The 23887-nt window shown below is 40.6% G+C and carries 29 protein-coding genes; 6 read left to right on the top strand and 23 right to left on the bottom strand.

The window, feature by feature from the left end; all coding sequences use genetic code 11:
• From ACRYKC_RS12825 to gvpQ, 11 genes are all read right to left on the bottom strand, one after another.
• Window positions 1–638: YtxH domain-containing protein (locus ACRYKC_RS12825; protein WP_433807125.1), on the bottom strand; the 638-nt coding region annotated here is incomplete at its 3' end.
• A 21-nt stretch (window positions 639–659) separates the two neighbouring features.
• Window positions 660–971, bottom strand: coding sequence for a gas vesicle protein (locus tag ACRYKC_RS12820; protein ID WP_433807124.1), 312 nt, complete (start codon window positions 969–971; stop codon window positions 660–662).
• Between the two features lie 15 nt (window positions 972–986).
• The gene (locus ACRYKC_RS12815; RefSeq protein ID WP_433807123.1) at window positions 987–1286 is read right to left on the bottom strand and encodes a gas vesicle protein K; all 300 of its coding nucleotides are present in this window, start codon (window positions 1284–1286) and stop codon (window positions 987–989) included.
• Window positions 1267–1527 carry a gas vesicle protein gene (locus ACRYKC_RS12810; protein WP_433807122.1) on the bottom strand — a complete coding sequence of 87 codons (261 nt, stop codon included), beginning with the start codon at window positions 1525–1527 and terminating at the stop codon, window positions 1267–1269. Before ACRYKC_RS12810 ends, ACRYKC_RS12815 begins: the two co-directional genes overlap by 20 nt.
• A 3-nt stretch (window positions 1528–1530) precedes the next feature.
• A complete protein-coding gene (locus ACRYKC_RS12805) occupies window positions 1531–2346 on the bottom strand; it encodes a GvpL/GvpF family gas vesicle protein (RefSeq protein WP_433807121.1) in 816 nt (271 codons plus the stop codon).
• A 17-nt stretch (window positions 2347–2363) separates the two neighbouring features.
• Window positions 2364–2615, bottom strand: coding sequence for a gas vesicle protein GvpG (locus ACRYKC_RS12800; protein WP_433807120.1), 252 nt, complete (start codon window positions 2613–2615; stop codon window positions 2364–2366).
• Window positions 2612–3376, bottom strand: a complete 765-nt coding sequence (locus ACRYKC_RS12795; RefSeq protein WP_433807119.1) for a GvpL/GvpF family gas vesicle protein — start codon at window positions 3374–3376, stop codon at window positions 2612–2614. Before ACRYKC_RS12795 ends, ACRYKC_RS12800 begins: the two co-directional genes overlap by 4 nt.
• A gap of 12 nt (window positions 3377–3388) precedes the next feature.
• Window positions 3389–4294 carry a gas vesicle protein GvpN gene (gene gvpN, locus ACRYKC_RS12790; protein WP_433807118.1) on the bottom strand — a complete coding sequence of 302 codons (906 nt, stop codon included), beginning with the start codon at window positions 4292–4294 and terminating at the stop codon, window positions 3389–3391.
• A 17-nt stretch (window positions 4295–4311) separates the two neighbouring features.
• Entirely contained in the window at window positions 4312–4569 is a 258-nt protein-coding gene (gvpO, locus tag ACRYKC_RS12785) for a gas vesicle protein GvpO (protein ID WP_433807117.1), read from the bottom strand.
• A gap of 65 nt (window positions 4570–4634) precedes the next feature.
• Window positions 4635–4928 (bottom strand): gas vesicle structural protein GvpA, encoded by a 294-nt coding sequence (gvpA, locus tag ACRYKC_RS12780; RefSeq protein WP_433807116.1) that lies wholly within the window; start codon window positions 4926–4928, stop codon window positions 4635–4637.
• 20 nt (window positions 4929–4948) lie between these two features.
• Window positions 4949–5455: a gas vesicle protein GvpQ gene (gvpQ, locus tag ACRYKC_RS12775; protein WP_433807115.1), complete on the bottom strand. Its 507-nt coding sequence runs from the start codon at window positions 5453–5455 to the stop codon at window positions 4949–4951.
• A 666-nt stretch (window positions 5456–6121) separates the two neighbouring features.
• On the opposite strand from gvpQ, the gene ACRYKC_RS12770 reads away from it, so the two are divergent.
• From ACRYKC_RS12770 to ACRYKC_RS12755, 4 genes are all read left to right on the top strand, one after another.
• On the top strand, window positions 6122–6940 hold the full coding sequence (locus ACRYKC_RS12770; RefSeq protein WP_433807114.1) for a glutamine ABC transporter substrate-binding protein: 819 nt from the start codon (window positions 6122–6124) through the stop codon (window positions 6938–6940).
• A 107-nt stretch (window positions 6941–7047) separates the two neighbouring features.
• Window positions 7048–7704: an amino acid ABC transporter permease gene (locus ACRYKC_RS12765; protein ID WP_433807113.1), complete on the top strand. Its 657-nt coding sequence runs from the start codon at window positions 7048–7050 to the stop codon at window positions 7702–7704.
• Window positions 7704–8426 carry an amino acid ABC transporter ATP-binding protein gene (locus ACRYKC_RS12760; protein ID WP_433807133.1) on the top strand — a complete coding sequence of 241 codons (723 nt, stop codon included), beginning with the start codon at window positions 7704–7706 and terminating at the stop codon, window positions 8424–8426. Before ACRYKC_RS12765 ends, ACRYKC_RS12760 begins: the two co-directional genes overlap by 1 nt.
• A gap of 229 nt (window positions 8427–8655) precedes the next feature.
• Window positions 8656–9852 (top strand): S8 family peptidase, encoded by a 1197-nt coding sequence (locus tag ACRYKC_RS12755; RefSeq protein WP_433807112.1) that lies wholly within the window; start codon window positions 8656–8658, stop codon window positions 9850–9852.
• Window positions 9853–10055: 203 nt separating this feature from the next.
• Here the strand turns inward: ACRYKC_RS12755 and ACRYKC_RS12750 are convergent, their stop codons facing one another.
• Window positions 10056–10478, bottom strand: coding sequence for a CBS domain-containing protein (locus ACRYKC_RS12750; protein WP_433807111.1), 423 nt, complete (start codon window positions 10476–10478; stop codon window positions 10056–10058).
• 429 nt (window positions 10479–10907) lie between these two features.
• On the opposite strand from ACRYKC_RS12750, the gene ACRYKC_RS12745 reads away from it, so the two are divergent.
• Entirely contained in the window at window positions 10908–11768 is an 861-nt protein-coding gene (locus ACRYKC_RS12745; protein WP_433807110.1) for an STAS domain-containing protein, read from the top strand.
• A gap of 173 nt (window positions 11769–11941) precedes the next feature.
• Here the strand turns inward: ACRYKC_RS12745 and ACRYKC_RS12740 are convergent, their stop codons facing one another.
• The 4 genes from ACRYKC_RS12740 to nagA are packed head-to-tail and all read right to left on the bottom strand — an operon-like array spanning window position 11942 to window position 15350.
• Complete coding sequence (locus tag ACRYKC_RS12740; RefSeq protein ID WP_433807109.1) at window positions 11942–12682, bottom strand: SIS domain-containing protein; 741 nt, start codon at window positions 12680–12682, stop codon at window positions 11942–11944.
• 14 nt (window positions 12683–12696) lie between these two features.
• Window positions 12697–13419, bottom strand: coding sequence for a GntR family transcriptional regulator (locus tag ACRYKC_RS12735; RefSeq protein ID WP_433807108.1), 723 nt, complete (start codon window positions 13417–13419; stop codon window positions 12697–12699).
• A gap of 27 nt (window positions 13420–13446) precedes the next feature.
• The gene (gene nagB, locus ACRYKC_RS12730; RefSeq protein ID WP_433807107.1) at window positions 13447–14172 is read right to left on the bottom strand and encodes a glucosamine-6-phosphate deaminase; all 726 of its coding nucleotides are present in this window, start codon (window positions 14170–14172) and stop codon (window positions 13447–13449) included.
• A 5-nt stretch (window positions 14173–14177) separates the two neighbouring features.
• The gene (gene nagA, locus ACRYKC_RS12725; protein WP_433807106.1) at window positions 14178–15350 is read right to left on the bottom strand and encodes an N-acetylglucosamine-6-phosphate deacetylase; all 1173 of its coding nucleotides are present in this window, start codon (window positions 15348–15350) and stop codon (window positions 14178–14180) included.
• A gap of 217 nt (window positions 15351–15567) precedes the next feature.
• Here nagA and nagE point away from each other — a divergent pair, with 217 nt between their 5' ends.
• The gene (gene nagE, locus ACRYKC_RS12720; RefSeq protein WP_433807105.1) at window positions 15568–16938 is read left to right on the top strand and encodes an N-acetylglucosamine-specific PTS transporter subunit IIBC; all 1371 of its coding nucleotides are present in this window, start codon (window positions 15568–15570) and stop codon (window positions 16936–16938) included.
• An 88-nt stretch (window positions 16939–17026) separates the two neighbouring features.
• On the opposite strand, the gene ACRYKC_RS12715 is transcribed toward nagE, so the two are convergent.
• The 7 genes from ACRYKC_RS12715 to ACRYKC_RS12685 all read right to left on the bottom strand — a co-directional run bounded on the left by ACRYKC_RS12715 (window position 17027) and on the right by ACRYKC_RS12685 (window position 23874).
• Entirely contained in the window at window positions 17027–17611 is a 585-nt protein-coding gene (locus ACRYKC_RS12715; RefSeq protein WP_433807104.1) for a double zinc ribbon domain-containing protein, read from the bottom strand.
• A gap of 71 nt (window positions 17612–17682) precedes the next feature.
• Entirely contained in the window at window positions 17683–18489 is an 807-nt protein-coding gene (locus ACRYKC_RS12710) for a DUF6574 domain-containing protein (RefSeq protein WP_433807103.1), read from the bottom strand.
• Window positions 18490–18525: 36 nt separating this feature from the next.
• On the bottom strand, window positions 18526–19944 hold the full coding sequence (locus tag ACRYKC_RS12705) for a TcaA NTF2-like domain-containing protein (protein WP_433807102.1): 1419 nt from the start codon (window positions 19942–19944) through the stop codon (window positions 18526–18528).
• A 180-nt stretch (window positions 19945–20124) separates the two neighbouring features.
• The gene (locus ACRYKC_RS12700) at window positions 20125–20817 is read right to left on the bottom strand and encodes a hypothetical protein (RefSeq protein ID WP_433807101.1); all 693 of its coding nucleotides are present in this window, start codon (window positions 20815–20817) and stop codon (window positions 20125–20127) included.
• 181 nt (window positions 20818–20998) lie between these two features.
• Window positions 20999–21295, bottom strand: a complete 297-nt coding sequence (locus ACRYKC_RS12695; RefSeq protein ID WP_433807100.1) for a VanZ family protein — start codon at window positions 21293–21295, stop codon at window positions 20999–21001.
• A gap of 185 nt (window positions 21296–21480) precedes the next feature.
• Window positions 21481–22380, bottom strand: coding sequence for an AEC family transporter (locus ACRYKC_RS12690; RefSeq protein WP_433807099.1), 900 nt, complete (start codon window positions 22378–22380; stop codon window positions 21481–21483).
• A gap of 60 nt (window positions 22381–22440) precedes the next feature.
• Window positions 22441–23874 (bottom strand): aldehyde dehydrogenase family protein, encoded by a 1434-nt coding sequence (locus ACRYKC_RS12685; protein ID WP_433807098.1) that lies wholly within the window; start codon window positions 23872–23874, stop codon window positions 22441–22443.
• Window positions 23875–23887: the final 13 nt, after the last annotated feature.

The raw sequence follows: 23887 nt of genomic DNA, 5'->3' as shown, positions 1-23887 counted from the left end.
GCTTCTTTCGACCCGCCCTGATCATCTGAAGAGTTTTCTTCTTTGCTTTCAGGTGACTTTTGGTTCGTTTGCTCTTTCTTGTCGCTCTCATCATTTTGATTGTCTTCTTCAGAGGAAGCGGCTGCTTCTTTTGAGCCGTCCTGGGCATCTGAAGATTTTTCTCCTTTGCTTTCAGGGGACGTTTGCTTCGTTTGCTCGTCCTTGTCGCTCTGGTCATTTTGATTGTCTTCTTCCCTAGAAGGAGCTGTTTCTGGCTGTTCTTCTTTTACTTTAGAAGCGCCTTCATTCTTAGAAGCTTCTTCCTCATCATCCTTGGATTTCTTAAATTTACCTGTTAACTGCTTGGATTTTTCTTTAGACTTGTCTTTTAAATTCTTGGTTTTTTCTTTAGACTTGTCTTTCAAATCCTTAAATGTTTCACCAGCTTTACTTGCTTTCTCTTTGAAACTAGAAGAGTCTTTTTCATCGGTCTGATCTTCCTCTTCCTTTTTCTTAGGGTTCAATAGAATCCCAGCGGCAGTTCCAATCACGCCACCGATAATCGCCCGCTGTAATTTATGATTCTTCTCATCATTTTCCTTATTTTTTTCGGGCTGATTGGAAGAATGGCTCAATCCTGTTTTGCGTTTCTTCGCCATGTAACCCACACTCCTTATTTTTTATAATCGGTTTGAATGCATATTTTTCTCAAGCCGCTCAAGTCGCTTTTGTAATTCTTCGTTTTCTTTCTCTAATGCTTTTGTATCTTGTTCAGCTGCTTTTGAGCTAAGATAAGGATCGTTTTCCCACCAGTCCATACCGATCTCCTTCGCTTTATCAACAGAAGCGACAATTAACCTTATTTTGATCGATAACAGTTCGACGTCTGCTATACCGACACGTATATCACCGGCGATTACGACCCCTTTGTCCAATACTGTCTCCAATACGTCAACGAGGCTGTTTGATTGTGTAGATTGTTCGATAGCCATGTTTCACCCTCCTTCTTACAATAAATTTCCAAGAGGACCGAGGTCGATATTTAAATCTTCATCGTCCAGTTCGAATATTTCCTTCAGCTCATCCATTTTCACTTCAAGATTCATAAGAGCTAGGCCTAGATTTTCAATTTCTTCCTCCGACAGTGTTCCGCCGTCTACTCGTCTAAGTGCTTGGCGCTCAACAAGCTGCCTCAACAGTTCAATAACTGTTAACACAAGCTGCGCCAGCCCTTGCTCTGCTCCTTCAGGATCCAACTCTATCCGACCGCTTTTTGCAGGTCTTTGTTCAAGATCGCTCGGTGGCATGCTCTAACGCCTCCTTTTCTTTATCCATACGTTCCGATGATAGGGATTCTGCCGCCTTCTGGTGGTGCTGCACCAGTGTTTCCACTGAAGAGATCAAAATCCGCAAATCAAGATAGACGAGATCGATCCCTGCAATGGATATGACAATGTCCCCTTTAATTGCCACTCCTTTATCCAATACCGTATCCAAAATATCAATGAGGGCAATATCTTTATTTTCATATTGGTCTCGATAAGACATTTATCAGACCTCACTTTTTGAGAGATTCACAAAATGATAGGCTGGCCAAGGACCTGTAATTTCAAACTTCCACCCTGCTGATGCATGTTCTTCATTAGCTAACGTCACTTTCTCCAGAAAAGATTCAACATGCTCCAAAGGGAGTAAATAAGCACTGTTCCAGCACATCTCTTCGTCTTTTCCTGTCACATCCTTGTTCCACACTTTTTTTACGGCATCCTGGGCAGCGAGACTTTTCCATTTTTCGTGGTAACCTTTGGAAAAGTCTCGCTGCTCCTGTTCGACTTCCTGGTCGATTATTTGGTCAAGTTTTTTTCGTTCAAGAAATTGTCTTCCTTTAGACATCTCTGCTATCTCAGCTTTCTTGTTCTCTATAGTTAAATTGTTTTCTGCAACCTCTTCTCTCAAAAGGCTGCGATCACAATAAATTTTCACATTCCATTCTTCTTTATTTTCAAGTTCGGAAAGAAGCTTTTCCCACTCTTCTTCACGGCTTTGAATCATTTCAGCTAAGCTCTTTTTATTTTGGAAGATGGTACAAAACTTCATCGGTATAATGGTAGTTCGTTCTCTCAGACTGATCAGCGCCTCATGATGATGAAACGCCTTTTCTTGCAACCAGTCCATTTGTTGTGTTTTCTCTTCAAGCACTTCTTCTCCATATTCCTCTTCACGGACCAGACAAACGACGGCTGCACAACGCTCGAAATTAATAATGGATAAACTGTGCTCTTCATCGATTCCTTTTATATCTGCAAAACTATTTGTCTCTTCGTCTTGTAATGGTATGATTCCGTATAAATATAAAAGTTCATTCATTTGTATGTTGCCCCCTGCTACCGTTTCGTCAGCTCTTCCCATTGCTCCATTTCCATCCTTTTTGCAACTTCATAACGCTCAAGTAAAACTTCTTCTTGAGCTTGGTAGGTTTCTTCAGAAATTTCCTCAAGCTCATACATCATTTGCAACTGGATGAGTTTTTTCTGGATGTGTTCCAAATCATACAATTCCTTATCCACTTCTTCTTTGACATGTTCGCCTACTTTTACAATCAAGTTAATCGGGGAAGTGAATAACTTATGAATCATGTTGGTTCCTCCACCTTTAATTTGATGTTGATGAAATTATAAGCTGGCCATGGACCCGTATATTTAAAATCAACTTTATCCTTCCAACGCTCATGCAATTCATTAACTCTCTTATCAAAGTCTTCTTCCTTATCGCGATCGATCAGATAAGCGCCATTCAATAACATTTTCTCTCCCAATGTTTCATTGGACTTAGCAGAAACGGCCAGTTTAGAGAGAGAATCGTGTATATCATCTTCTACATCCTGCTTCAATGAATTGAAAAAGTTTTCAGCCATTTCCCCTAGTTTGATCCGATCAAAATACCCGGCAGCTTCCGTTTTATTCGCAACCGTTTCTTTCTGTTTCATCACTTTTTTATTTTGTTGCACTTCTCTTTCCAGCCAATCTTTCTTCCCGACAACCTTTAAGCCGACCTCAAACTTGTTCCTCACTTCAGGAAACAACTTAGCGAGTTGAGGGTACAGGTTTTTCAAAAGGACTTCAGTATCCTCTCTACTTTGAAAAACGTTTCCGAAACTGATTGGAACTACAGCACTCTCACTCTCCATAACTTTGGAGATGACTTGCTGATGAGTCATCAAATTATCTTTTTTCGGGTGATAGATTTTGATAGGCGCCTCTATGGCTACCATTGCTGCATCTTCATAAGGAACCGTAAAGATCGGTCGGTCTTCCCCTTCAAAATTTACAACACCAAAGTCTTTATCCTCTTTTGTTTGGATACAGCAAAAAACGTACACTCCATTTTCTTCTGCCATTTTCTAATCCTCCTAAACATTTCTGCACAAACCAAGAATTCTTTCTCGTAAATCCTCAGTGTCTTCATTACACAAATTCAATGTAAAAAATGTTGTGTCGAGTAACAGGTTTTCAAAATCTTCATTGTTTCCATCAATCGGGAGCTGATACTTCTCTGCAATGTCCGCAATCATAATGGACGCCCTTAGACTTAACCCGTCTTGAGTGTCTTCGCATAATTCGTTCACTTTTTCCATCAAATTAACGATCTTCTCTGCTTTTGAAGTTTCGATCGATGTACGTTCTCGGACAACAGCTATCTGGGCTTCTTTGTCCATCATATGGAACGGAATCGTAATCATACGATCAAGTAAGGCGTCCTGCGTTTCATAGATGCCCACGTACTCGGTCGGATTACTCGTAAAAATAAGCGAAAAATCTGGATGAACTTTTACATGCGATTCCTTACTCTTTGCTCCATATAGAGGCAAAAGTTTCTCTTCAATTACAGATAAGAAAAGGTTATTGGTATCAGGCCGGGACCTTGTGAATTCATCGTAGACAACGGTGTAACCATTTTTCACTGCTTCATAAAGACGACCTTCAACCCAGCTTTCTGTCACTTCTTCTTCAATTTTCCTGACCGTTCTAATAAAATTGTCGTCGGATTTCTTCCGCCTGTACCCTTTATAAGCACCGATTAAATCTTCATTGGATAAGTCTTCATTTCCGCTGATCATTACTACTGGACGCTTTCTTTTCTTCGCTAAGTGCAGGGCAAGAGTTGTCTTACCAACTCCTGAGGGTCCTGTAAAGTGGACCGGATACCCAGCTGATAAATAACGAAGCGACCGTTTTATTAAGCTTTTAAAAAAGGGATGGGTATACACACCTTCCTCTCCCTCGGGTACAGATTTTGTTTTAATTAGTCTCGACACTTTCCATCCCTCTCTTTCTATTCAGCTTGTTCGTCCAGATCACTGCGGTAGCGCAGACTTAATCTGGAGAATCCAGTTACTTCATGGTCTTGATCAAGAAACACTTCATAAAGACCAATCATTTCATCTTGAGCATACTTCTTCATATAATCTTTTTCCTCGACGATTTCTACGAGAGCTCGCCAGCCTTCTTCATTCTTTTTTACAGAGATGATTTTATGTGGGGGCGCAATATTATCATTGAAAAAATTATTGATTTTATCTAATATTTTCATAAATCTCACAATCACCTTCCTCATAGGAATGAGAGGGTTGGAATACCCAACCCTCTTTTAGTCTATTAAATACTGAATTCTCTGTTTCGGTCACCGGACTGGTTGGACTGAGAAGCCTCTTGCTCCTCTAAACGTCCGCCTATGCCTTCTTCAAGGACTTCGTCTCTTAGTAAACCGACAGCTTCTGCGTAACGCATCCATGTTTCCACACTGGCGATTACGACTCTAGCTTCAATGGTAATCAATTCTATTCCTACAACGGAAACGCGGGCGAAAGCATCAATGACAATTCCTTTATCCAGAATACGGTCAATAACCTCAGCAAGACTTGAACTATCTGTTGATTTTTGTATAGCCATGTTCATTCTCCTTTCAATAATTAACTATGATAAGTTTTAATGTCAGCTAAACCTTTTACTTCTTTCGGTCCTTTAATATCTGAACTACTTTTAATCTCGGAAACACTTTTGATATCCTGAACACCCTTCACTCTTCGATTAGAGTCACCGCTGATTTTTTCTTGCAGCTCTTCTCCAGATTCCTTAACTGAAGCAATTTGCTCTTTTAATTTAAGAAGCTTTTCCTGCATTGTTTCTTTCGCCTCTTCAGCTTTTTTATGAACCTTTTCCGCATTTGCGGAAGTCTTCTCTTGAAGATAGTTTTGAAATTGGTTTTGGAAATAATCCCCTGCTGAATCTTGCATTTCATCGGTTGCATGTTCATGTGCTTCCTTAGGATTATCCGACTTCCTAATAATTTTGGAGAAGGTAGGCGCTTTCTTTCTTATAGCTGAAGCTGTTTCTTTAACACCCCCTTCAACTTTATCTTTGATGGATTCCTCATCAGTGGCTGATTCCTGATTGTTTTCTTCTACTTGATTAGTCATATACACCACCCTTTTAGAGGTTATTATAGTGGGAAAACTTTTTGTAATTTTATTACTCTTACTTCCCACACATTTGAATGTAAAACCTTCCTTTTGTAAGATGTCATCAAAAATGGTATTTTTTTACTTGATTGTTACATGCAAACACAACCTTTCCCCTATCTAAATCTTGGTAAAAGCTCTCCTTATTCCCTATAAGTTACAAATATTACAAAAGAATTATTTTTGATATTTTTGTTAACTCTTAGACAGAAAAATGGGTTTTAGTTTTTAAATACCAAAAAATCTTTTCTTATTAAATGAACTGGTAACTTCTTTATGTATTCATTTCTTTCTATTTTGTACTCCCAACTTTTTTACCTCTGATAGCTCCTCTCGCTAATATAGACTCCAGTGACGTACAGCTAAATTCCTCCCTGCTAATAAAATGACTCTATTATTCTCATAGAACTCCTTCCTTATTTACCAAAAATTTGTCGAACCTCCACTAAAAAAATGAAGCATTCATGCAATAACGGAAGTAAATCATAAGAAATCGAGGTTTTCTCTTAACAAACGCCGGAATCCTATCGTTTTTTCCCAAATTAAGAATAATTATGAATTTTCAAATTAATAACACAATTTGAGATAATAGAACTGCAAAAGACTAAAGGGGGAGAAGATAAGATGAGAAAGTTTTACTTAATGGTGGCAAGTATCCTATTGGTACTTGTTCTAGCCGCATGCGGAAGCTCAGAAGAGACTTCTGGTTCCGGGGATGAAGGGTCTGATTCTGGCAGCGACGGCGGAAAGACATATACAGTCGCTACCGATAACAACTTTGTTCCTTTCGAATTTCTAAACGAAGATACTGGAAAAATGGAAGGGTTTGATATGGACTTGATCCGTGCTATCGCAGAAGAAGCAGGTTTTCAAGTTGATATTGAATCTATGAAGTTTGATGGAGTTGTCACTGGGATGCAATCTTCTAGATATGATATTGGTATTGCCGGCATGACAATTACAGAAGAACGTGAAAAGACCATCGATTTCTCTGATCCATATTACGATGCAGGTCTTATTCTTGCCGTTCGAGCAGATAATGAAGAAATAAAATCCGAAGATGATTTAGCTGGTAAAAAAGTAGCCACTCGTTCAGGTACAACAAGTGAAACGTACTTGAAAGATAACCACCCTGATGCGGAAGTCGTGACGTTCCCAGGGATTGTTGAAGCCTACATGGACCTTCAAGCTGGTCGTGTGGATGCCGTCATGTATGACGTACCTAACGTTAAATACTATGTGAATAATGATGCTAAAGGAGAACTGAAAACCGTTGGAGATGTTCTTCAAGGGGAGCAATACGGAATCGCTTTTCCTAAAGGATCTGAACTTGTGGGTGACGTAAACGAAGCCCTTCAAACCTTAATTGATAATGGAACGTATGATGATATTTATGAAGAATGGTTTGGAGAGCGTAAATACGGTACGGAATCATCTGAATAAAAAATTCCGGGAAAGCGTGGCAGGTTGGACACTTGTTACGCTTTTCCATTCTATTTACTTAACACCACTGAACTAAATACATTAAGAGATAAGGGGCGTCTTTTCACATGGAAGCAATATTAGATTCGCACTTTGTGCGGGTCCTACCCTTTTTATGGCAAGGGTTAGGTTATACCCTTCTCATAACTGCGGTAGGATTACTTTTTGGCTTCATTTTAGGAGCAATCGTTGGACTAGCACGACTATCAAAGAACAAACTTATTTATGTACTTTCTTCAATATATGTGGAAGTATTACGTGGAACACCAATTCTTGCTCAAATTCTATTTATCTACTTTGGACTTCCGGACTTACTAGGCTTTAATATTGATAAAATCACAGCATCCATCATCGCGATTGCCGTCAACGCCGGTGCCTATATCGCAGAAATCGTACGTGGTGCCGTCTACTCTATTGATAAAGGGCAGAACGAAGCTGGGCGTTCTCTTGGGTTAACAAGAGGTCAAACGATGAGATACATCATCTGGCCTCAAGCTTTCAGGAGAATGATCCCGCCGCTTGGTAACCAATTTGTGATTAGTTTGAAGGATACCTCACTATTCTCCGTTATTGCTGTCGGTGAATTGCTGTACATGGGTCAGCAATATTATGGGATAACTTTTGCAGCTTTTGAAGCTTTGACAATGGTTTGTCTCATGTATCTTGCCATCACTGTACCAACAGCGCTTTATTTACGTAGAGTAGAGAGGAGACTAGACGTATGATGATCACCGTAAAAGACTTGCATAAATCGTTTGGAAAGAATGAAGTATTAAAAGGCATTAACCTTGAAGTTGAGGAAAAAGAAGTGGTCTGTGTCATCGGCCCTTCAGGATCTGGAAAAAGTACTTTACTCCGTTGTTTAAATTTACTAGAAGAAGTAACCTCAGGCGACGTCTTTATCGAAGGAGATAATCTCACAAATCCTAAAATTAATATTAATGAAGTTCGTTCTCGTGTGGGGATGGTATTTCAGCACTTCAACCTTTTCCCGCACATGACCGTACTTGATAATATCACCCTCGGTCCTAGAAAGATTAAAGGTGTCAGCAAAGATCAGGCAGAAAAAGACGCTTACCCGCTGCTCGAAAAGGTAGGGCTATCAGATAAAGCAGATGTCTATCCGGAAAGCTTATCTGGCGGGCAAAAACAAAGGGTCGCCATTGCCCGTTCCTTAGCGATGGAACCAAAGATTATGCTTTTTGATGAACCGACATCTGCCCTTGACCCTGAGCTTGTTGGTGATGTATTAAATGTCATGAAGAATCTTGCAAAAGAAGGAATGACCATGGTGGTGGTAACCCACGAAATGGGCTTTGCCCGTGAAATGGGAGACCGTGTTATCTTCATGGACGAAGGCATCATAATGGAAGAAGACAAACCAGAAAAAATCTTTGGCAATCCTAGTAATCCACGGACACAGGAATTCTTAAGCAAAGTATTGTAACTTCATCCCCATTTCGAAACGTAAATCGTTTTGGAATGGGGTTTTTTGTCACAAATTCACTCTCCACACCCAAGTTTATTAGCCTATTTTTCTAGAACTTGGGAAAGTTGTCTTTTTTAAAGGGTCTTAGTCATAGGAACTTTGCTTAACTATCCCAAGTCCGTTTTCGCAGGAATTCACCCTAAATGTGCGAATTTATAGAGTATATATTTGATAGGAGGAATGTGTAATGAAGTTAAGAAAACTCGCTACATTAGGTCTAGCAGCCTCACTCGCTTTTTTGCCATCAGCAGGTGATGTGTTTGCTGCCAAGTCAGACACCCTGGAAAAGAAAAACTCTGTAAACGTGCAGGAAGAAAAAGGTGAGTATGTAAAAGGTGAAGTTGTCGTCAAGTTTAAAGAAGGAAAGGCATTAAAATCGAACCAACTTGAAAGCTTTGGTGCTAAAACGATTGATCAAGAAGTAGCTGAAGATGAGAATGTGAAAGTATTGAAAGTCGGAAATGTGGAAGCGGCTGTCAAAGCGCTTAATAAAAATCCAAACGTCGAGTATGCTGAACCCAATTACATATTCGAAGCGAGCTGGACTCCAAACGATACTTATTATAGCGGATACCAATACGGACCGCAAAATACAGATACAGAAGCTGCCTGGAATGTGACCCGCGGTTCCAGCAGCCAGGAGATCGCTGTAATCGATAGCGGCGTTGACTACAATCACCCTGATTTAAACGGGAAGACGATCAAAGGCTATGATTTTGTCGATAACGATTACGACCCGATGGACTTGAACAACCACGGTACACACGTTGCTGGAACAGCTGCTGCAGAAACAAATAATGCACGAGGAGTTGCGGGTATGGCTCCAAACACGAAAATTCTTGCTGTTCGCGCATTAGATGCGAATGGAAGTGGATCATTAAACGATATCGCGGATGCGATCCGTTATTCTGCTGATGCAGGCGCTGAAGTCATCAACTTGTCCCTTGGTTGTAACTGTGATACCCAAACGCTTGAAAATGCTGTTAACTATGCATGGAGCAAAGGTTCTGTCATTATTGCAGCAGCTGGTAATGACGGTGTTTCTACAACATTCGAACCTGCTTCGTATGCCAATGTCATCGCTGTAGGAGCTGTGGATCAATACAATAGAAAAGCATCTTTCTCCAACTACGGAACATGGGTAGATGTAACTGCACCAGGTGTATCAATCGCTTCTACAACACCTAATAACGGATACATGTATATGTCAGGCACATCCATGGCTTCTCCACACGTAGCCGGGCTTGCAGGTCTATTAGCTTCGCAAGGACGCTCGAACTCGAACATCCGCGCTGCCATTGAACAAACAGCAGATCCGATCAGTGGAACAGGCTACTACTTCGAGCATGGCTTGATCAACTCATATGATGCCGTAACCTATTAATCTATTTGTTGAACGACCTCCCCCCTAATATAGACGCCTGACATTGCTCAGGCGTCTTTTTAATGGAATAATCTGTCACATCAGGTCATCCATATTCTGGATGACCTGATGTGACAGGTTATGGAAATTCACTTCCATCCCCTCTCCTACATAAAAAACGCAGTAGAAGAAATTCTTCTACCGCGCCTATTTCCAGAATTTATTTAGTTATTGGCGGCACCCTTAGAGACTTCACGTACAATATCAGCTGCGGCTTCAGCGACTCCCTGGGAAGCGACATCACCTAGAGAAACTACCCCTTGGATGGATTCATTTTCTACAACTAATAAGCGCTTAATTTGATGCTCCTGCATTAAACGCGCCGCTTCTGATACGTCCATGTCAGGATAACCGGTAATGATGTTTTCTGTCATAACATCAGAAGCTTTCACATTATCAGCCGTCCCTTTTGCAAGTCCCTTCACGACAATATCACGGTCTGTGACTACCCCTACATATTTGTCCTTCTCTACTAAAGGAACAAATCCAACGTCTTCTTCTTTCATACGCTGCGCCACTGTTACCAAATCATCCGAAGAGTTACAAGTTGCAAGATTCGTTGTCATCAAATCTTTTACTACGCTCATGTTTCCATCCACCTTTCTTTTTGAGATTTAATTATTACTATATTATTCCAATTACCAAGGGTCAGGGGATGGTAAACGCTAAATTAGAAAATGCATCAATAGACTTAATACATTGTAAGCAGTTGATTCTTCAGTTTATCTAACAGATTTGTAACCACATCCATTATTAAGGTACCATTATGATAAGGGATATACCTCCGCTCAATGGCGTATTTTTAACAATGATCTATATAACAATAGAGACTTTAAAAAGAGATGTCACTATTGTTACACTCGGGTTCAAGACACAGTTGTTTTTGGACGTTCTTTAAATATCCAATACCTTCCAACTTTTTACTCTCGTCTACTACATGTGACCCTATTCGAATTTTCAGTTATTATTGTGATAGAATAAAAGAATTAGGTATAGCTTCCATTAGGAGGGCTTCTATGTCAAAAGGCTACAATTTGGATACCTCTCAATTCCATTCTTTGAGAACAGCTTCCAAAAAATTGTTCAAGACGATCAGCAACCGGTTGAACGTAAATACCGCTTATGTGACAAAGCGGGGAGAATATGAAATGACGGTGCTAAGCTCTTATAACGATAAAGAAGAAATTATTCCTGAAGGTTATTCAGTTGAGTATGGTGGGACTTACTGCCGTATTATCATTTCGAACGAAGACAGCCACATGACAACGACTGATTTAACCAGTGACGTTTTAACTAGAGACTTAGACGTGACGCCACAACTGAATGTCAAAGGATTCTTAGGGGTTACTTTGAGAGATACCAATGGCGAAGTGTTCGGTACATTATGTGTAATGGATAGAGAAGAGAAAGAATTTAGCGATGATGATATTATGTTTTTGAAGTCCATGTCCGATGTCCTTTCTCATCTGATTGAACTTGATGAAACCAAATATAATATGGGCCTTTTAAATGTTCCTATTATCCCAATTACTGAAGGAGTATCCGTTCTTACCGTTCAAGGGTTTATTGATGATTACAGGGCTAAAAAGATCCTAGAAGACGTATTAGATTATGGTGCACAGTATGAAATTGATTATTTTATTGTTGATGTATCTGGATTATCGATTATTGATAACGACTTTCCTCAAGTATTAATTGATCTCGTACAGTCATTGGAATTGATGGGTATTGAAACCATTATCACAGGCATCACCCCTGGTCTTGCAAAAAATGAAGTGAATAATACGCAACTCCATAGGTTGAATACAAAAACTGTTTTTAATTTAGAAGCAGCTATGAAATATATTGGTTTTTCATTAATTGAAAATGGCAAATAACAATAAAGCACAGGAGGCCATCGCCTCCTGTGCTTTTAACATTTAATGCCTATATTTGTCTCCTTTTGTCTCCTCAGGTCATCCAGAATTTGGATGACCTGAGGAGACAAATATATGAAAGTTATCTCAAACTAAACAAAAGAGTCTTACACTAAGCAAGACTCTTCTTTAAATCAATCTAGTTTACCAAAATCGATACGGTGTTTGTATCGTTCCATTAACTTCTGGTTGTGCTCTAAAGACCCTGCAACGTTGCCACTTAAGAACACAGGCGGTTCCTCCCCTTTATTAGCCAATAAGCCAATGGCCTCAGCAAACATCGCATTCATAAGAGTTGCACCAACAACCGTCGAAGTTGAAGAAAATCGGACACTTATAGCTTCGTGTTTTAACACAGCATCACCGATCGGGCTTCCATTATCTATTGCTAAATCAGCAACGTCACTAAGATACCTCCCACTTTTATGGCGGGAAGACTGCTGTTCCGTATAGCGGTGTGAGGAAAGAGAAATAACAAATGCTCCCTTTTCTTTTCCCCATAAAGCAACATCCACAGGTACAGGGTTTTTCCCAGAAGTAGAAATGACAATAAGCACATCTTCTGGACGTATATCTTCACCTTCCATAAAAGTTTCAGCAAGACCTTCGCGACGCTCTAAATTCGAGCTGCGTAATGCTCCTTCATGAAGCATCAAACTCTCGATAAATATCGGACGTATCGCTGCTAGTCCACCAGCGCGATAGAAGCCTTCTTCAGCGAGCATATGAGAGTGACCTGTGCCGAATAAGTGTACGACCCCGCCTTGCTCGATAGTTTTAACGATACGTTTAGCGGCATCTTCCAACATACGATATTGAGAGTCGGCTGCTCTTTCCAATAAGGCTTGCACTTCATCAAAATACTGGTGTATCAAATCGCTCTTCCTTTCTAACGCTTCATCTCAGCGACGAATTTATATCGATCACCTCTATACGTGGATTTGACGTGTTCAAAAGGTGAACCATCGCTCAAGTAAGTAGTCCGGCGCAATAACAATACCGGAGAACCGACTTCAATATTCAGCATTTCACTCTCGAGCTCCGTAGCCAAAGAAGGTTCAAAGGACTGGACGGCCCGCTCAATCGATAGCCCCATCTCTTTTTCTATATAGTTATAGAACGACCCTTTGACAATTTCCTCGGAAATAAGTGGAAGCTTTTCCTTTGGTAAACTTAGAATTTCATAAGCCATCGGTTCCCCGTCCCCTAGTCGAAGACGATTCAATTGATAGATCTCTTCTCCTTCAGGAAGCTGCAGTTCGTCACTAACTTTTGCAGAAGCTTTTACAATTTGAAACTCTTTCACAAGTGTTCCGGGTTCGATGCCCCTTCTCCGCATATCTTCTGAAAAGCTTGTCAGCTGCATAAGCGGCTGTTCTATTTTTTGCTCGGCAACAAAGCTTCCTTTTCCTTTTTCACGGACAAGCAGTCCTTCATTCGCCAGGTTTGTAATCGCCTGGCGCACCGTCATTCGGCTGATATCATACTTTTCAGCTAACTCCCTTTCTGAAGGGATGGCCTCTCCGGGGTTCAATTCTTTGTTCTCAATCATCGATCGTAAATGTTCTTGAATTTGATAATAAATCGGGATTGGGGATTGCTTATCTATCATATCTACTCACTCCGTTTAGTATTCAGTTCACAACTTAGAAGCTGCATCTTCATCTACAAAAAGAGTTACATCCGGATGATTTTTAAGTGCAGTAATTGGCCACTCCTCACTCACTTCACCGTTTACAAACTGGTAAATCGCCTCTGCTTTTCTTTCACCACTTGCAAGCAGCACAACTTTTTTTGCATCTAGAATGGTCCCTATCCCCATCGTAATCGCATGCGTTGGAACATCTTCTTTAGAGTCAAAAAAGCGCGCATTTGCTTCTCTTGTAGATTCCTTCAATCTTACTTCGTGTGTCCTCTGAGCGAAAGGAGTCCCGGGCTCATTAAATCCGATATGACCGTTTGTACCTACACCGAGGAGCTGCACATCTATTCCTCCAGCCTCGCGAATGTACTGTTCGTAACGCTTACTCTCCTCACCAGGATCATCCACACTTCCGTTGGGAATAAACGTTTGGGCCTCATTTAAACCAAGGGGCTGGTAAAAATGCTCCTTCATAAAAGTATAGAAGCTTTGTGGAGACTGTGGATCAAGCCCAATATACTCATCCAAATTAAACGATAAAAGCTTAGAAACATCCGTTTCTTCTGTTTGTATAAACTCGGTCAAATGTGTATAAAAACCGATCGGCGTGCTTCCTGTTGCTAATCCTAAGCGTAGGTTTGGATGTTGATCGATCATGTGATAGAACATTTCCGCACTCTTACGGCTCATTTCTTCATAGTCCGATACTTTAATGATTTTCATTCTATTCACCCCATTTTATCATGATTGACTTTATTCCCTCTACAGAAGGTCTGTTTTACACTAAGTTCGGAGTCTAAAACCACTAAGTCCGCGTCTTTGCCTTTTTCGATACTTCCCTTACGATCATCGACGCCTAACGATTTGGCAGCATTCCAGGAAGCCATTTTCATTACATCTAGTTTGGAGCTCTCTTCAAAAGAACTTAAGTGGCGGACGGCATCGCTCATTTTCAGCACACTTCCTGCAAGTGTCCCGTTGGCAAGACGAGCTTCTCCTTCGTTAATCGTTACCTCTTGTCCACCCAGGTCATAGGTTCCTTCTCGAAGGCACTTCCCACGCATGGAATCCGTAATCAGCATCATTCGGTCACTACCTAACGTGCGAAAAGCAAGCCGAACCATTTCATCTGTTACATGAACACGGTCAAATATGATTTCCGCAAGTAAGGATGGGTTTAGAAAAACCGCCCCAACAACTCCTGGTTCCCTGTGGTGCATCGGTCTCATAGCATTGAACAGGTGAGTCGCATGTTTGAGACCGTGGTTCACGGCTTCGCTTACTTCATCAAAAGTCGCATGACTATGCCCAATGGAAGGAATAACACCGTTATCTCTCAAGTAACGGACTAGTGCCATCCCATTTTCTTCTTCAGGAGCGAGAGTGACAACACGGATCAGCCCTTCAGCTGCTTTTTGCCACTTTTCAAAGATTTCTATAGAAGATGGAATGATGCAGGATTCAGGCTGAGCTCCAGCGTGTTGCAGGCTAATAAACGGGCCTTCTAAATGAACTCCAAGCATTTCCGCTCCATCATAATCCGTCTTGCTAAACTTTGCTGCATTTCGTAAAGCCCCTGTTATATGTTCATCTGTATCAGTTATCGTCGTCGCAAGAAAACTCGTTGTTCCCTCTTTTGGAAGAGTTTCAGCCATTACTCGTAGCGCATCCTCTGTCGCATCCATCGTGTCATGCCCAGCCGCTCCATGAATGTGAATATCGATGAACCCTGGCATGACGATATCTGTTTCATCTAATTCGATAGCTTCCCCTTCATCTTTTTGCAAGTTTCCTTTCTGACCATAGTCGACAATCTGCCCGTCTTCGATCAGGACATAACCGTTTTCAATCATTCCTGTTTCGGTAACTACTGTTCCACCAGTCAGTATCTTTCGCATCACAATCACCTGTTTTCCGTCTATTTGTTTATAGCATAGCAGGATGAACCAAAGTTGTCTATACCACTTAAACTTTTGTATAACATTATACCTATAAAAGCTGGGTAAAAGATGATCTAATAGTGATTTAATGGTATAGACAACTATAATTTTATATGATACATTTTGTTTGGAAGCGTTAACAGATTAAAAAATCACCATTAAAGAAAGGGGTACAAAAATGTTTAACTTTATTCAACGAATTGGTAAAGCATTCATGCTGCCTGTTGCTGCCTTGCCAGCGGCTGCTCTTTTGCTTCGTCTTGGACAAGATGACTTGCTTGGGATCCCATTTATGGCTGCTGCCGGAGACGCGATTTTTGCTAATCTTGCACTTATATTTGCTATCGGTGTCGCGATCGGTTTAGCTAAGGATGGAAATGGCGCAGCAGGTTTAGCAGGGGCTATTGGGTATCTGGTTCTCACAGAAGGGGCTATGGCAATAAATGAAGACATCAACATGTCAGTTTTAGGAGGAATCCTAGCAGGGGTTATTGCAGGGTTATTGTATAACCGTTTCTACGATATTAAATTACCAGAATGGTTAGGTTTCTTCGGTGGACGTCGCTTCGTCCCAATTGTTACAGGTGCCGTCATGGTTGTCCTTGCCGGACTATTTGGTTTTATATGGCCGCCAATACAAGAAGGAATCAACGCGCTAGGGGAATGGATCCTAGGAGCGGGTGCCGCAGGAGTCGGTGTGTATGGTTTCTTAAACCGTATCTTAATTCCGGTTGGATTACACCACGTCCTTAATACACTGATTTGGTTTGTGTTTGGAGAATATGAAGGAGCTACAGGGGAAATTGGACGATTCTTCGCTGGAGACCCAACGGCCGGATACTTCATGGCTGGTTTCTTCCCAATCATGATGTTCGGACTACCAGCAGCTGCCTTTGCAATGATCGCTGCAGCTAAAAAAGAAAAACGAAAAGCGATCTCAGGTGGTATGATCGGTATCGCTCTAACTTCATTTTTAACAGGGATCACAGAGCCCCTCGAATTCTCATTCATGTTCTTGTCACCACTGTTGTATTTTGTACACGCAGTACTGACAGGACTTTCTATGATTGTCGCATTCTGGCTCGATATACGTCACGGTTTCGGATTCTCAGCAGGTTTTCTTGATTATGCATTGAATTATGGAATTGCTGAAAAACCAGCCCTTCTCCTTGTACAAGGACTGGCCTTTGGGGCGATCTATTTTATCATCTTCTACTTCTTGATCGTTAAACTGAATTTGAAAACACCGGGTCGTGAAGATGAGGATACAATCGTCGAGGACAGTACTCAGCAAGGCGGAGATAAATATCAACATATGGCCGACCAATTTATCACAGATTTAGGCGGAAAAGATAATATCAGCTCTGTTGACAGTTGTGCAACGCGCCTGCGTTTACAAATTAAAGATATGAGCCGAGTGAATGAAACTGCACTGAAACAACACGGGGCTAAAGGCATTATGAAGCCTGGCGGTAATAATCTACAGGTCATTGTAGGCACGCAAGTAGAGTTTGTGGCAGATGCTATGCGCCGGTCTCATGAAAGCTAATTTGGATTATATGTAAAATATCAAACACCTCAGGTCATCCATATTCTGGATGACCTGAGGTGTTAATTATTTCCAAACTTAACTCTCATTAATGCATGTCGTAGATTAGCCACTTTCCGCTAACTCTCTCCAGTTCAGCAATGACATTGACAGGGTTATCTTCATAATAAGGTTCAGGATAAATATTCACCATGACATCAAGGGTTGCGAAGTCTCCGCTTTGCTCCTTTTGTATATCAACAATTCTTACGGAGGCGTTAGGTGGGACAAAACCTTCTGCTCCATACATGAAATCTCTTTTTACATCTGAATGAAGATAATCACTCGCATCTTCCAGTTCTCCATCAGCAAATTCATTGAAGAAATTTTTCACGGTTTGTTCAGGGGTCATAAGTGATTGAAAGACGTTTGTATTTGAGTAAAAGAGCTGAAGAATAATGGCCGCAATGGCAATTGCCCCAATTACCCACACAAAAGTGGGCACTTTTCTAAACCCTGCTTCACGTATGACTTGGTCCTCCCGAGTCAAAATTGCCACACCACATTCGGGACAAAAATGAGCCTCTACTTTTAAAGAGTACCCGCAATCGAGACACTCCTGCTGGGCACCGCATCGATTGCAGAACTTCTTTTTCTCTTCAAATTCCTCTCCACATGCCACACAAGGTTTCATAAGAGGCCTCCTTTTATGAAAAAAGAAACACACCCTTGAATGAGTAGCCCTCCACCTTTATTCAAAAAGTATTAGAACATACCAAATGGTACATTTCTTACTTCATCTACAATTCTCTCAAAAATACTCATCCATACTAAAAAGTAAATAACTGCCATAGTTAGGTTTGAAATGAACAACCCGTAAAATACATCAAGTCCTTCTTTACTCGATTTTTCTGCATTAAGGGAGAATAATAGAACAACTGTCGATATACCGAACAAACTCAATCCAATAAAAAACAAGAACGTACTAAAAGTGTTTAAAGATATTAGTCCGAACAAACTGGATAAAAAGAAGAATGTTACGGATATTGCATTTAAGGAGCCGAATTTAGCAATCACACCCGGGAATGTAACATCCGACTTCATCATTTTTGCGATTCCGAAATTAACGGCTATAAATACAGTTAGAAAAATCAGGATATAGAAGAATGGTTGAAAAACGGTAGAAAAGAAGGGAACGTCCACAAACCCACTGCTCATATCTCTCATCATTAAATAAAAAATAAAAGAGATAAAGAAAGCCAGCAAAACATTTGCAATGATTCCACTGGTCACATCACGTTCATTTACCTGCCGACTCACGCTGAATGGTGCTTTGAAGGTTTGTGCGGTAAATTGGAAAAACTGTTTACTAATAACTTTCGCTTTACCCACAAAATCACTATTCCTTTTCTTATGCTCTGTCCTCATTGGTAATCTTTGCTGAGCTTGTTGCGCTTCTTGAACATTCGCAACTGGGATCTCACGGGTTTCTTCTTGTGTCAAGGACGCTCCGCATCCCCCACAAAAGTTGGATTCTTTTTCTACCTCAGCACCACAATCTGAACAATACATAGAATCACTTTCCTTTCTAATTGATGGTGGTCAGCCTTATAAGTCACTACGCTTCGTTTCATTTATATCAATTCTATTGATTTTTAGTTCATCGGAGACTTCTTGCAAATAATAGTCTTTCTTACGGTCATAATGAGTTTGAGCGCCCTCATCATTGGTAAAGACGAAGGTTTCCTTCGTTTTGACAACTACTCCATTTCCACTTGTAGATTCGACTGAGAGAATCTCGTTATCGACAAACTCATAAGTAAATTCATTATTTACAAGTCCTTCGATGTACTCCTTCAATTCTTCCTCCGCTTTACTTCCAGATAATAAGTAAGGAGAAATAACGCTAAAATCAGTAGCATTTAACGCACTTTCATAAGCGGCACGGAAATCCAAAACAAGCATTTCAGCTTCTTCATCAAAATCTTCGTTTAAAGCAACCTCTTCTTCCTCTGGAGGGTCATTGTTTTCCTCATAAGCGTCTTCAAAGACAAAATTCAATTCACCCCAAAAAGCGCTGTTTTGGGTAACAGGCTCCGTTTTCAACATGTCTCCGTCTTTGTTTTTCCATTCTGCGTGCAGCTTCACTTCTTTATCGTCCGGAAAAGGACCTATTGTCTTGAATTCAGATAGTTTTTTCTTTGTACTCTTTCCATTCACGAAAAGAGTGGCTTCAGGATGATTTGTGAAAATGGTGAATGTTTCTTCAGGAAAAGCCGCAGTAATAGAAAAATCTCCTGCTCCAGTGGTGTCCACTACAACCTCTTGAGAAATTGTAAACTCCCCGAACTCATTAGACGCTTCCCCCTTAAGCTCATATGTTCCTGGATAAAGCTTAAGGAATTTATGATGATCTTTCGTCTTCCTCACTTCCAAGTTTTCTTTTTCAATAGTAAAAGAGGAGGGGCTGACATTCGTGGATAGGAGTAATTGATTAGGAACGGATTCTATTTCGTATGTATGGTAGAGCCCCGGCATTACCGCCACCTTTTTCATGACGAACAAATCATTTCCGTAGGAGTCATAAATTTTTCTATCAAAATCTGAGGCGTCTTTATCCTCAATGACTTGAGTCATCTGCTCGCGAACCTCTTCCCAGCCAGCCTCATCAATAAAGCGCATAAACTCTTCCTTATGAATAAGGGCTGATTCGTCCAAAGTCACATCTTCAAAAAAAGAGTTAGCATCACCTTCAGTCATTGCCCGGTCCATCATTTGGATACTTTTCACAGGATTGATTATGGACGTGATTATGAAGTGAGCTATAATCATTAATCCTATAAGCGAGCCAGTGGATATCCATACGACCTTAGCCCTTCTAGACATCGGCTTTTTTGAGAGAGTGGATGTCACTTGCTCCGGAGAAGCATTACTTTCCCCATCGTGATTACCTTGTTTCATTCCACACTCGGTGCAGAAAGCTTGGTCATCATCCAACCGATAGCCACAACCCGTACAAAATTTCAATACACAACTCTCCTCTCTAATTGGATGGAGTGCATCTAATACCCCCTTCTCTTAACAATACGACGCGTTTATATGTATGATTACTTATACTCCTTTCATAACCAATTCTCCAAATTAACTCTCCACTTTTTCCAATTCATGTAAAAACCCGGACTTAGATTTACTCAGTCCGGGGTTTTGTTACTCTACAGGTATTAATTTTACTTTGCCATGTGTCTCAATCTGATCACCATCATCTGTGAAAAACACGTAGTCCCCATAAAAATCTTCCCCAAGTATTGTATTTACTGTTGGGTAGCCACTGCTGTCGTAAACAAAAAAGTTTGTACCATCGCCTATGTTCGTTACCTGATAACGACCTGCAGGCAGGTCTTCACCGACAATATATTGACCAGCAATCAACGTTTTAGGCTCCTCCTTCGCTTTTTCCAGCTCTCCTGTCAAACGATCGATTTCTTTCTTTTTCTCGTCTACCTTGGATTGTAGTTTCTTTACTTCGTTTTCTAAACTGGCAAGCTTATCATTTTCCTTTTTCAGCTTACCTTCAATTTCCTCTTTACCCGCTTTTAACTCTTCATCTAATGTGGACTGTTTATCATCTAATTCCTTTTGCAAAGCCGCAACTTCATTAACTAATCCTTCTTTCTGATCAATTAACGCAAGAGTCTCTCTTTTATCGGTTTGTAAAGTCTTTAATTCCTCATCAAGTTGATCAATTTGTTCGTTAGCCGTTATCGCTTCTTCTTCCATTTCTTTTATATCCAGTTTCATATTATTCAGCGTCGTCTCTGCTCCAGTTTTACCAATCATGATTCCAACAAGAAAAATAACAAGAACACCAAGGATGTACCCTGAAATCTTTACGTATTTCATCCATTCCTCTCCCTGCTATTCAGTTTTGATACATCATTATACAGCTCCCCACGAAGAAACATTCTTTGAATTTAAAGATGGAATCCCTTAAATAAATTACCTCCTCAGGTCATCCAGAATCTGGATGACCTGAGGAGGTATATATTTCCAACAAAAATAGACTGTCTTCAATGAAGACAGTCTACGCATCGACCGGAGCCGATTCCTTTTTCTCTTTAAAATGATAGTAGTGGACAAAAAACCAAGTAAGCGATACTCCAAACCAATCCTTTACTAAGTCTATGAAAGTAAAAGATCTGTCGACTACATAGAGTTGATGGATTTCATCTACTAACCCATATACCATAGCAATAATTGCGGCAAATAAATTAGTAGTTTTAGAAAACCTCCGATTTACAACTAGAGCAATCACAATTAATAAATAAAGAAACGCAAATTCCACCACATGAAGGCTTTCAAGCAGCATATTTAAACTCATGGTTGAACACCTATGAACCTCTTGATTTCATCAATCGAATGACTCGACTGTATCCAAATGAGGATCATATAAACGATTGGTAAAAGTGTAAACATAATACGCTTCATTATAAAACCTTCTCTCCTCTAACATTACTATTTATTATGGAGAGAGTGAGCCTGATGTATACCCGTCTAGTATTAGTACTATGAAACTAAATATATGACAACAGGCATAGTTGCAATACTAGTCAGGGTGGTGACAAGGGTAGAACTCGTCACTGTCTGTGGATCGGTTTTAAATTGAATCGCGTACATCGTTGTGTTAGCTGCCGTAGGTGTAGCCGCCATGATAATCATGATTTGCTTCATTAGGGGATCCACCGGCATCCACCAGACAATTAGAGCAGCTATCATGGGAGCTAAAACCAATTTTAGTATAAGCGCTGTAGATACTTTTTTGAAATCCAAGGAACCCAGTTGAATATTTGCAAGCTGCATTCCTAAAGTAAGCATGATGAGAGGAATCGCTGCATCGGCTATGATAGTGACGCCGTCTTGTAAGCGTCCAATTGGAAGGTCGAAGCTATTAAACACTAATCCAATAATAGCTCCATAAACCATAGGCATTTTACGCACGGATTGAAGCGCACTTCGAATTCCATCAGCGTTCTCACTTCCTTTGGCAGCATAATAGACGCCAAGAGTACTCATTAGCAACTGTTGTAAAACCATTAGCACAATCGCCGTATCCATACTTGCTGTACCGAAAAGAAACAATATTAAGGGTGTGCCATAATTCCCGTTATTGGTAAATGCGCAGGAAAGGACGAGGGCACACCGTTCTTGTTCACTATAGGACCTAAACCTAGAAAGCACCGTGACAATTAAAATAATAATTAAACATAGTCCTACCATGTAAATGGCTATATACATATAAGATAAATTTATAGATTCCTGATAAAATGTACGAAAGACAAGGAAAGGAACTAAAACATACAAAGCAAGTTTTGAAAAAACCCCTGTGTCAAATCTGAAGAATTTCTGAACGGCATATCCAACTCCAAAAACAAAAAATATGGGTAGTAATATAGTGATAAAGGTCATCTTTCTTCTCCCTATGAAAATTTGAAAAAGGGAGCTGCAATAAAGCTCCCTTTTCACGTGTTATAGATTAAACACGACGATTTTTTCTTCGGTCATTTCTTCAATCGCGTACCTCGGACCTTCTTTACCTGTGCCACTTTTCTTCACTCCGCCATATGGCATGTGATCTACACGATAGCCTGAAGTATCGTTGATGATTAACCCCCCGACGTGTATTTCGTCAGCAGCCTTCATAGCAAAAGCTAGATCGTTCGTGAATAAACCAGCTTGTAATCCGTATTCTGAATCGTTGACTCTACGAATAACGTGATCTTCATCTTCATATTTATCAACCGCAACAACTGGCCCAAATACTTCCTGGCGGCAAACCTTCATATCATCTTCTACATGGGTTAGAATAGTTGGTTCGAAAAAGACGCCTTTCCTTTTTCCACCTGTTTCCACAACCGCCCCTTGCTGAACAGCTTCGTCTACCCACTGTTCAACTCGTATCGCTTCTTTTTCTGCGATCATCGGTCCCATTTGAGTGTTAGGGTCTTTGGGATCACCTAGCTTTATTGCTGCTGTATTTTCTTTTACTTTTTGTAAGAATTCATCATATCGATCCGTATGCACGTAAACCCTTTGAACAGAAATGCAGACTTGTCCTGCGTTATTAAAACTCTTTTGAGCCACCAGTTGTGCTGCTTTATCGATATCTGAATCGTGGTGGACAATCGTAGCGGAATTATTTCCTAACTCTAGAGCCACATCACGCAGACCAGCTTGTTCTCTGAGAAGTTGACCTACCTTTGGGCTTCCCGTAAAGGTGAACATATGAATGGATTTATTCGAAGTAAGCATTGGGCCCAATTCTTCGCCTGGACCAGTCAAAACATTTAATCGTCCTTCAGGTAAACCTGCTTCTTCAAATAATCGAGTCAATAATAATGCCGTGACAGGGGTTTGTTCAGCAGGTTTTAAAATGACACTGTTTCCTGCAGCAATTGCAGGACCTATCTTGTGGCAAACTAAATTCAGAGGCACATTAAAAGGCGTGATGGCTGCAACAACCCCGATAGGATAACGTCGGGTGAAGGCTTTTCTATTTTCCGATCCAGGGGCTGCCTCGACAGGAATGCCTTCCCCATGAATTCTCTTCGCTTCTTCAGCAGAGTTTTCAAGCGTAAGCGCCGATCGTCCGACCTCTCCTCTAGCTTCTGTAATTGGCTTTCCAACTTCTTCAGCAATAACTTCAGCAAACTCTTCCTCATGTTCTCTTAAGAGCTGAGCTACCTTTAATAAGACCGTGTAACGATCATACATGGAAAAAGGAGTTTGAAAAGCAACATTCGCACTAGTTACCGCATTTTCAACATCGACTGCATTGGCGCGTGCGGTTTCGGCTATGACTTCCTGATTGTACTTATTCAGTACCTGGTCTTTTTGGTCTTTTTCTATCCACTCTCCATCAATAAACAACCCATAATACTGATCAGTAGAGACTACATTCATCATGACAACCTCC

Origin of the sequence: Halobacillus sp. A1-3 (assembly GCF_050971765.1) — a bacterium.
GTDB classification, from domain to species: Bacteria; Bacillota; Bacilli; order Bacillales; family Halobacillaceae; genus Halobacillus; species Halobacillus mangrovi_B.
This window is presented reverse-complemented; position numbering and strand designations above follow the sequence as displayed.

Bases quoted from the DNA above. Each gene is read 5' to 3' on its own strand.
- ACRYKC_RS12820 (WP_433807124.1), bottom strand. From the start codon at position 971: ATGGCTATCGAACAATCTACACAATCAAACAGCCTCGTTGACGTATTG.
- ACRYKC_RS12815 (WP_433807123.1), bottom strand. From the start codon at position 1,286: ATGCCACCGAGCGATCTTGAACAAAGACCTGCAAAAAGCGGTCGGATA.
- ACRYKC_RS12810 (WP_433807122.1), bottom strand. From the start codon at position 1,527: ATGTCTTATCGAGACCAATATGAAAATAAAGATATTGCCCTCATTGAT.
- ACRYKC_RS12805 (WP_433807121.1), bottom strand. From the start codon at position 2,346: ATGAATGAACTTTTATATTTATACGGAATCATACCATTACAAGACGAA.
- ACRYKC_RS12800 (WP_433807120.1), bottom strand. From the start codon at position 2,615: ATGATTCATAAGTTATTCACTTCCCCGATTAACTTGATTGTAAAAGTA.
- ACRYKC_RS12795 (WP_433807119.1), bottom strand. From the start codon at position 3,376: ATGGCAGAAGAAAATGGAGTGTACGTTTTTTGCTGTATCCAAACAAAA.
- gvpO (WP_433807117.1), bottom strand. From the start codon at position 4,569: ATGAAAATATTAGATAAAATCAATAATTTTTTCAATGATAATATTGCG.
- gvpA (WP_433807116.1), bottom strand. From the start codon at position 4,928: ATGGCTATACAAAAATCAACAGATAGTTCAAGTCTTGCTGAGGTTATT.
- gvpQ (WP_433807115.1), bottom strand. From the start codon at position 5,455: ATGACTAATCAAGTAGAAGAAAACAATCAGGAATCAGCCACTGATGAG.
- ACRYKC_RS12770 (WP_433807114.1), top strand. From the start codon at position 6,122: ATGAGAAAGTTTTACTTAATGGTGGCAAGTATCCTATTGGTACTTGTT.
- ACRYKC_RS12765 (WP_433807113.1), top strand. From the start codon at position 7,048: ATGGAAGCAATATTAGATTCGCACTTTGTGCGGGTCCTACCCTTTTTA.
- ACRYKC_RS12760 (WP_433807133.1), top strand. From the start codon at position 7,704: ATGATCACCGTAAAAGACTTGCATAAATCGTTTGGAAAGAATGAAGTA.
- ACRYKC_RS12755 (WP_433807112.1), top strand. From the start codon at position 8,656: ATGAAGTTAAGAAAACTCGCTACATTAGGTCTAGCAGCCTCACTCGCT.
- ACRYKC_RS12750 (WP_433807111.1), bottom strand. From the start codon at position 10,478: ATGAGCGTAGTAAAAGATTTGATGACAACGAATCTTGCAACTTGTAAC.
- ACRYKC_RS12745 (WP_433807110.1), top strand. From the start codon at position 10,908: ATGTCAAAAGGCTACAATTTGGATACCTCTCAATTCCATTCTTTGAGA.
- ACRYKC_RS12735 (WP_433807108.1), bottom strand. From the start codon at position 13,419: ATGATAGATAAGCAATCCCCAATCCCGATTTATTATCAAATTCAAGAA.
- nagB (WP_433807107.1), bottom strand. From the start codon at position 14,172: ATGAAAATCATTAAAGTATCGGACTATGAAGAAATGAGCCGTAAGAGT.
- nagE (WP_433807105.1), top strand. From the start codon at position 15,568: ATGTTTAACTTTATTCAACGAATTGGTAAAGCATTCATGCTGCCTGTT.
- ACRYKC_RS12715 (WP_433807104.1), bottom strand. From the start codon at position 17,611: ATGAAACCTTGTGTGGCATGTGGAGAGGAATTTGAAGAGAAAAAGAAG.
- ACRYKC_RS12710 (WP_433807103.1), bottom strand. From the start codon at position 18,489: ATGTATTGTTCAGATTGTGGTGCTGAGGTAGAAAAAGAATCCAACTTT.
- ACRYKC_RS12700 (WP_433807101.1), bottom strand. From the start codon at position 20,817: ATGAAATACGTAAAGATTTCAGGGTACATCCTTGGTGTTCTTGTTATT.
- ACRYKC_RS12695 (WP_433807100.1), bottom strand. From the start codon at position 21,295: ATGAGTTTAAATATGCTGCTTGAAAGCCTTCATGTGGTGGAATTTGCG.
- ACRYKC_RS12690 (WP_433807099.1), bottom strand. From the start codon at position 22,380: ATGACCTTTATCACTATATTACTACCCATATTTTTTGTTTTTGGAGTT.
- ACRYKC_RS12685 (WP_433807098.1), bottom strand. From the start codon at position 23,874: ATGAATGTAGTCTCTACTGATCAGTATTATGGGTTGTTTATTGATGGA.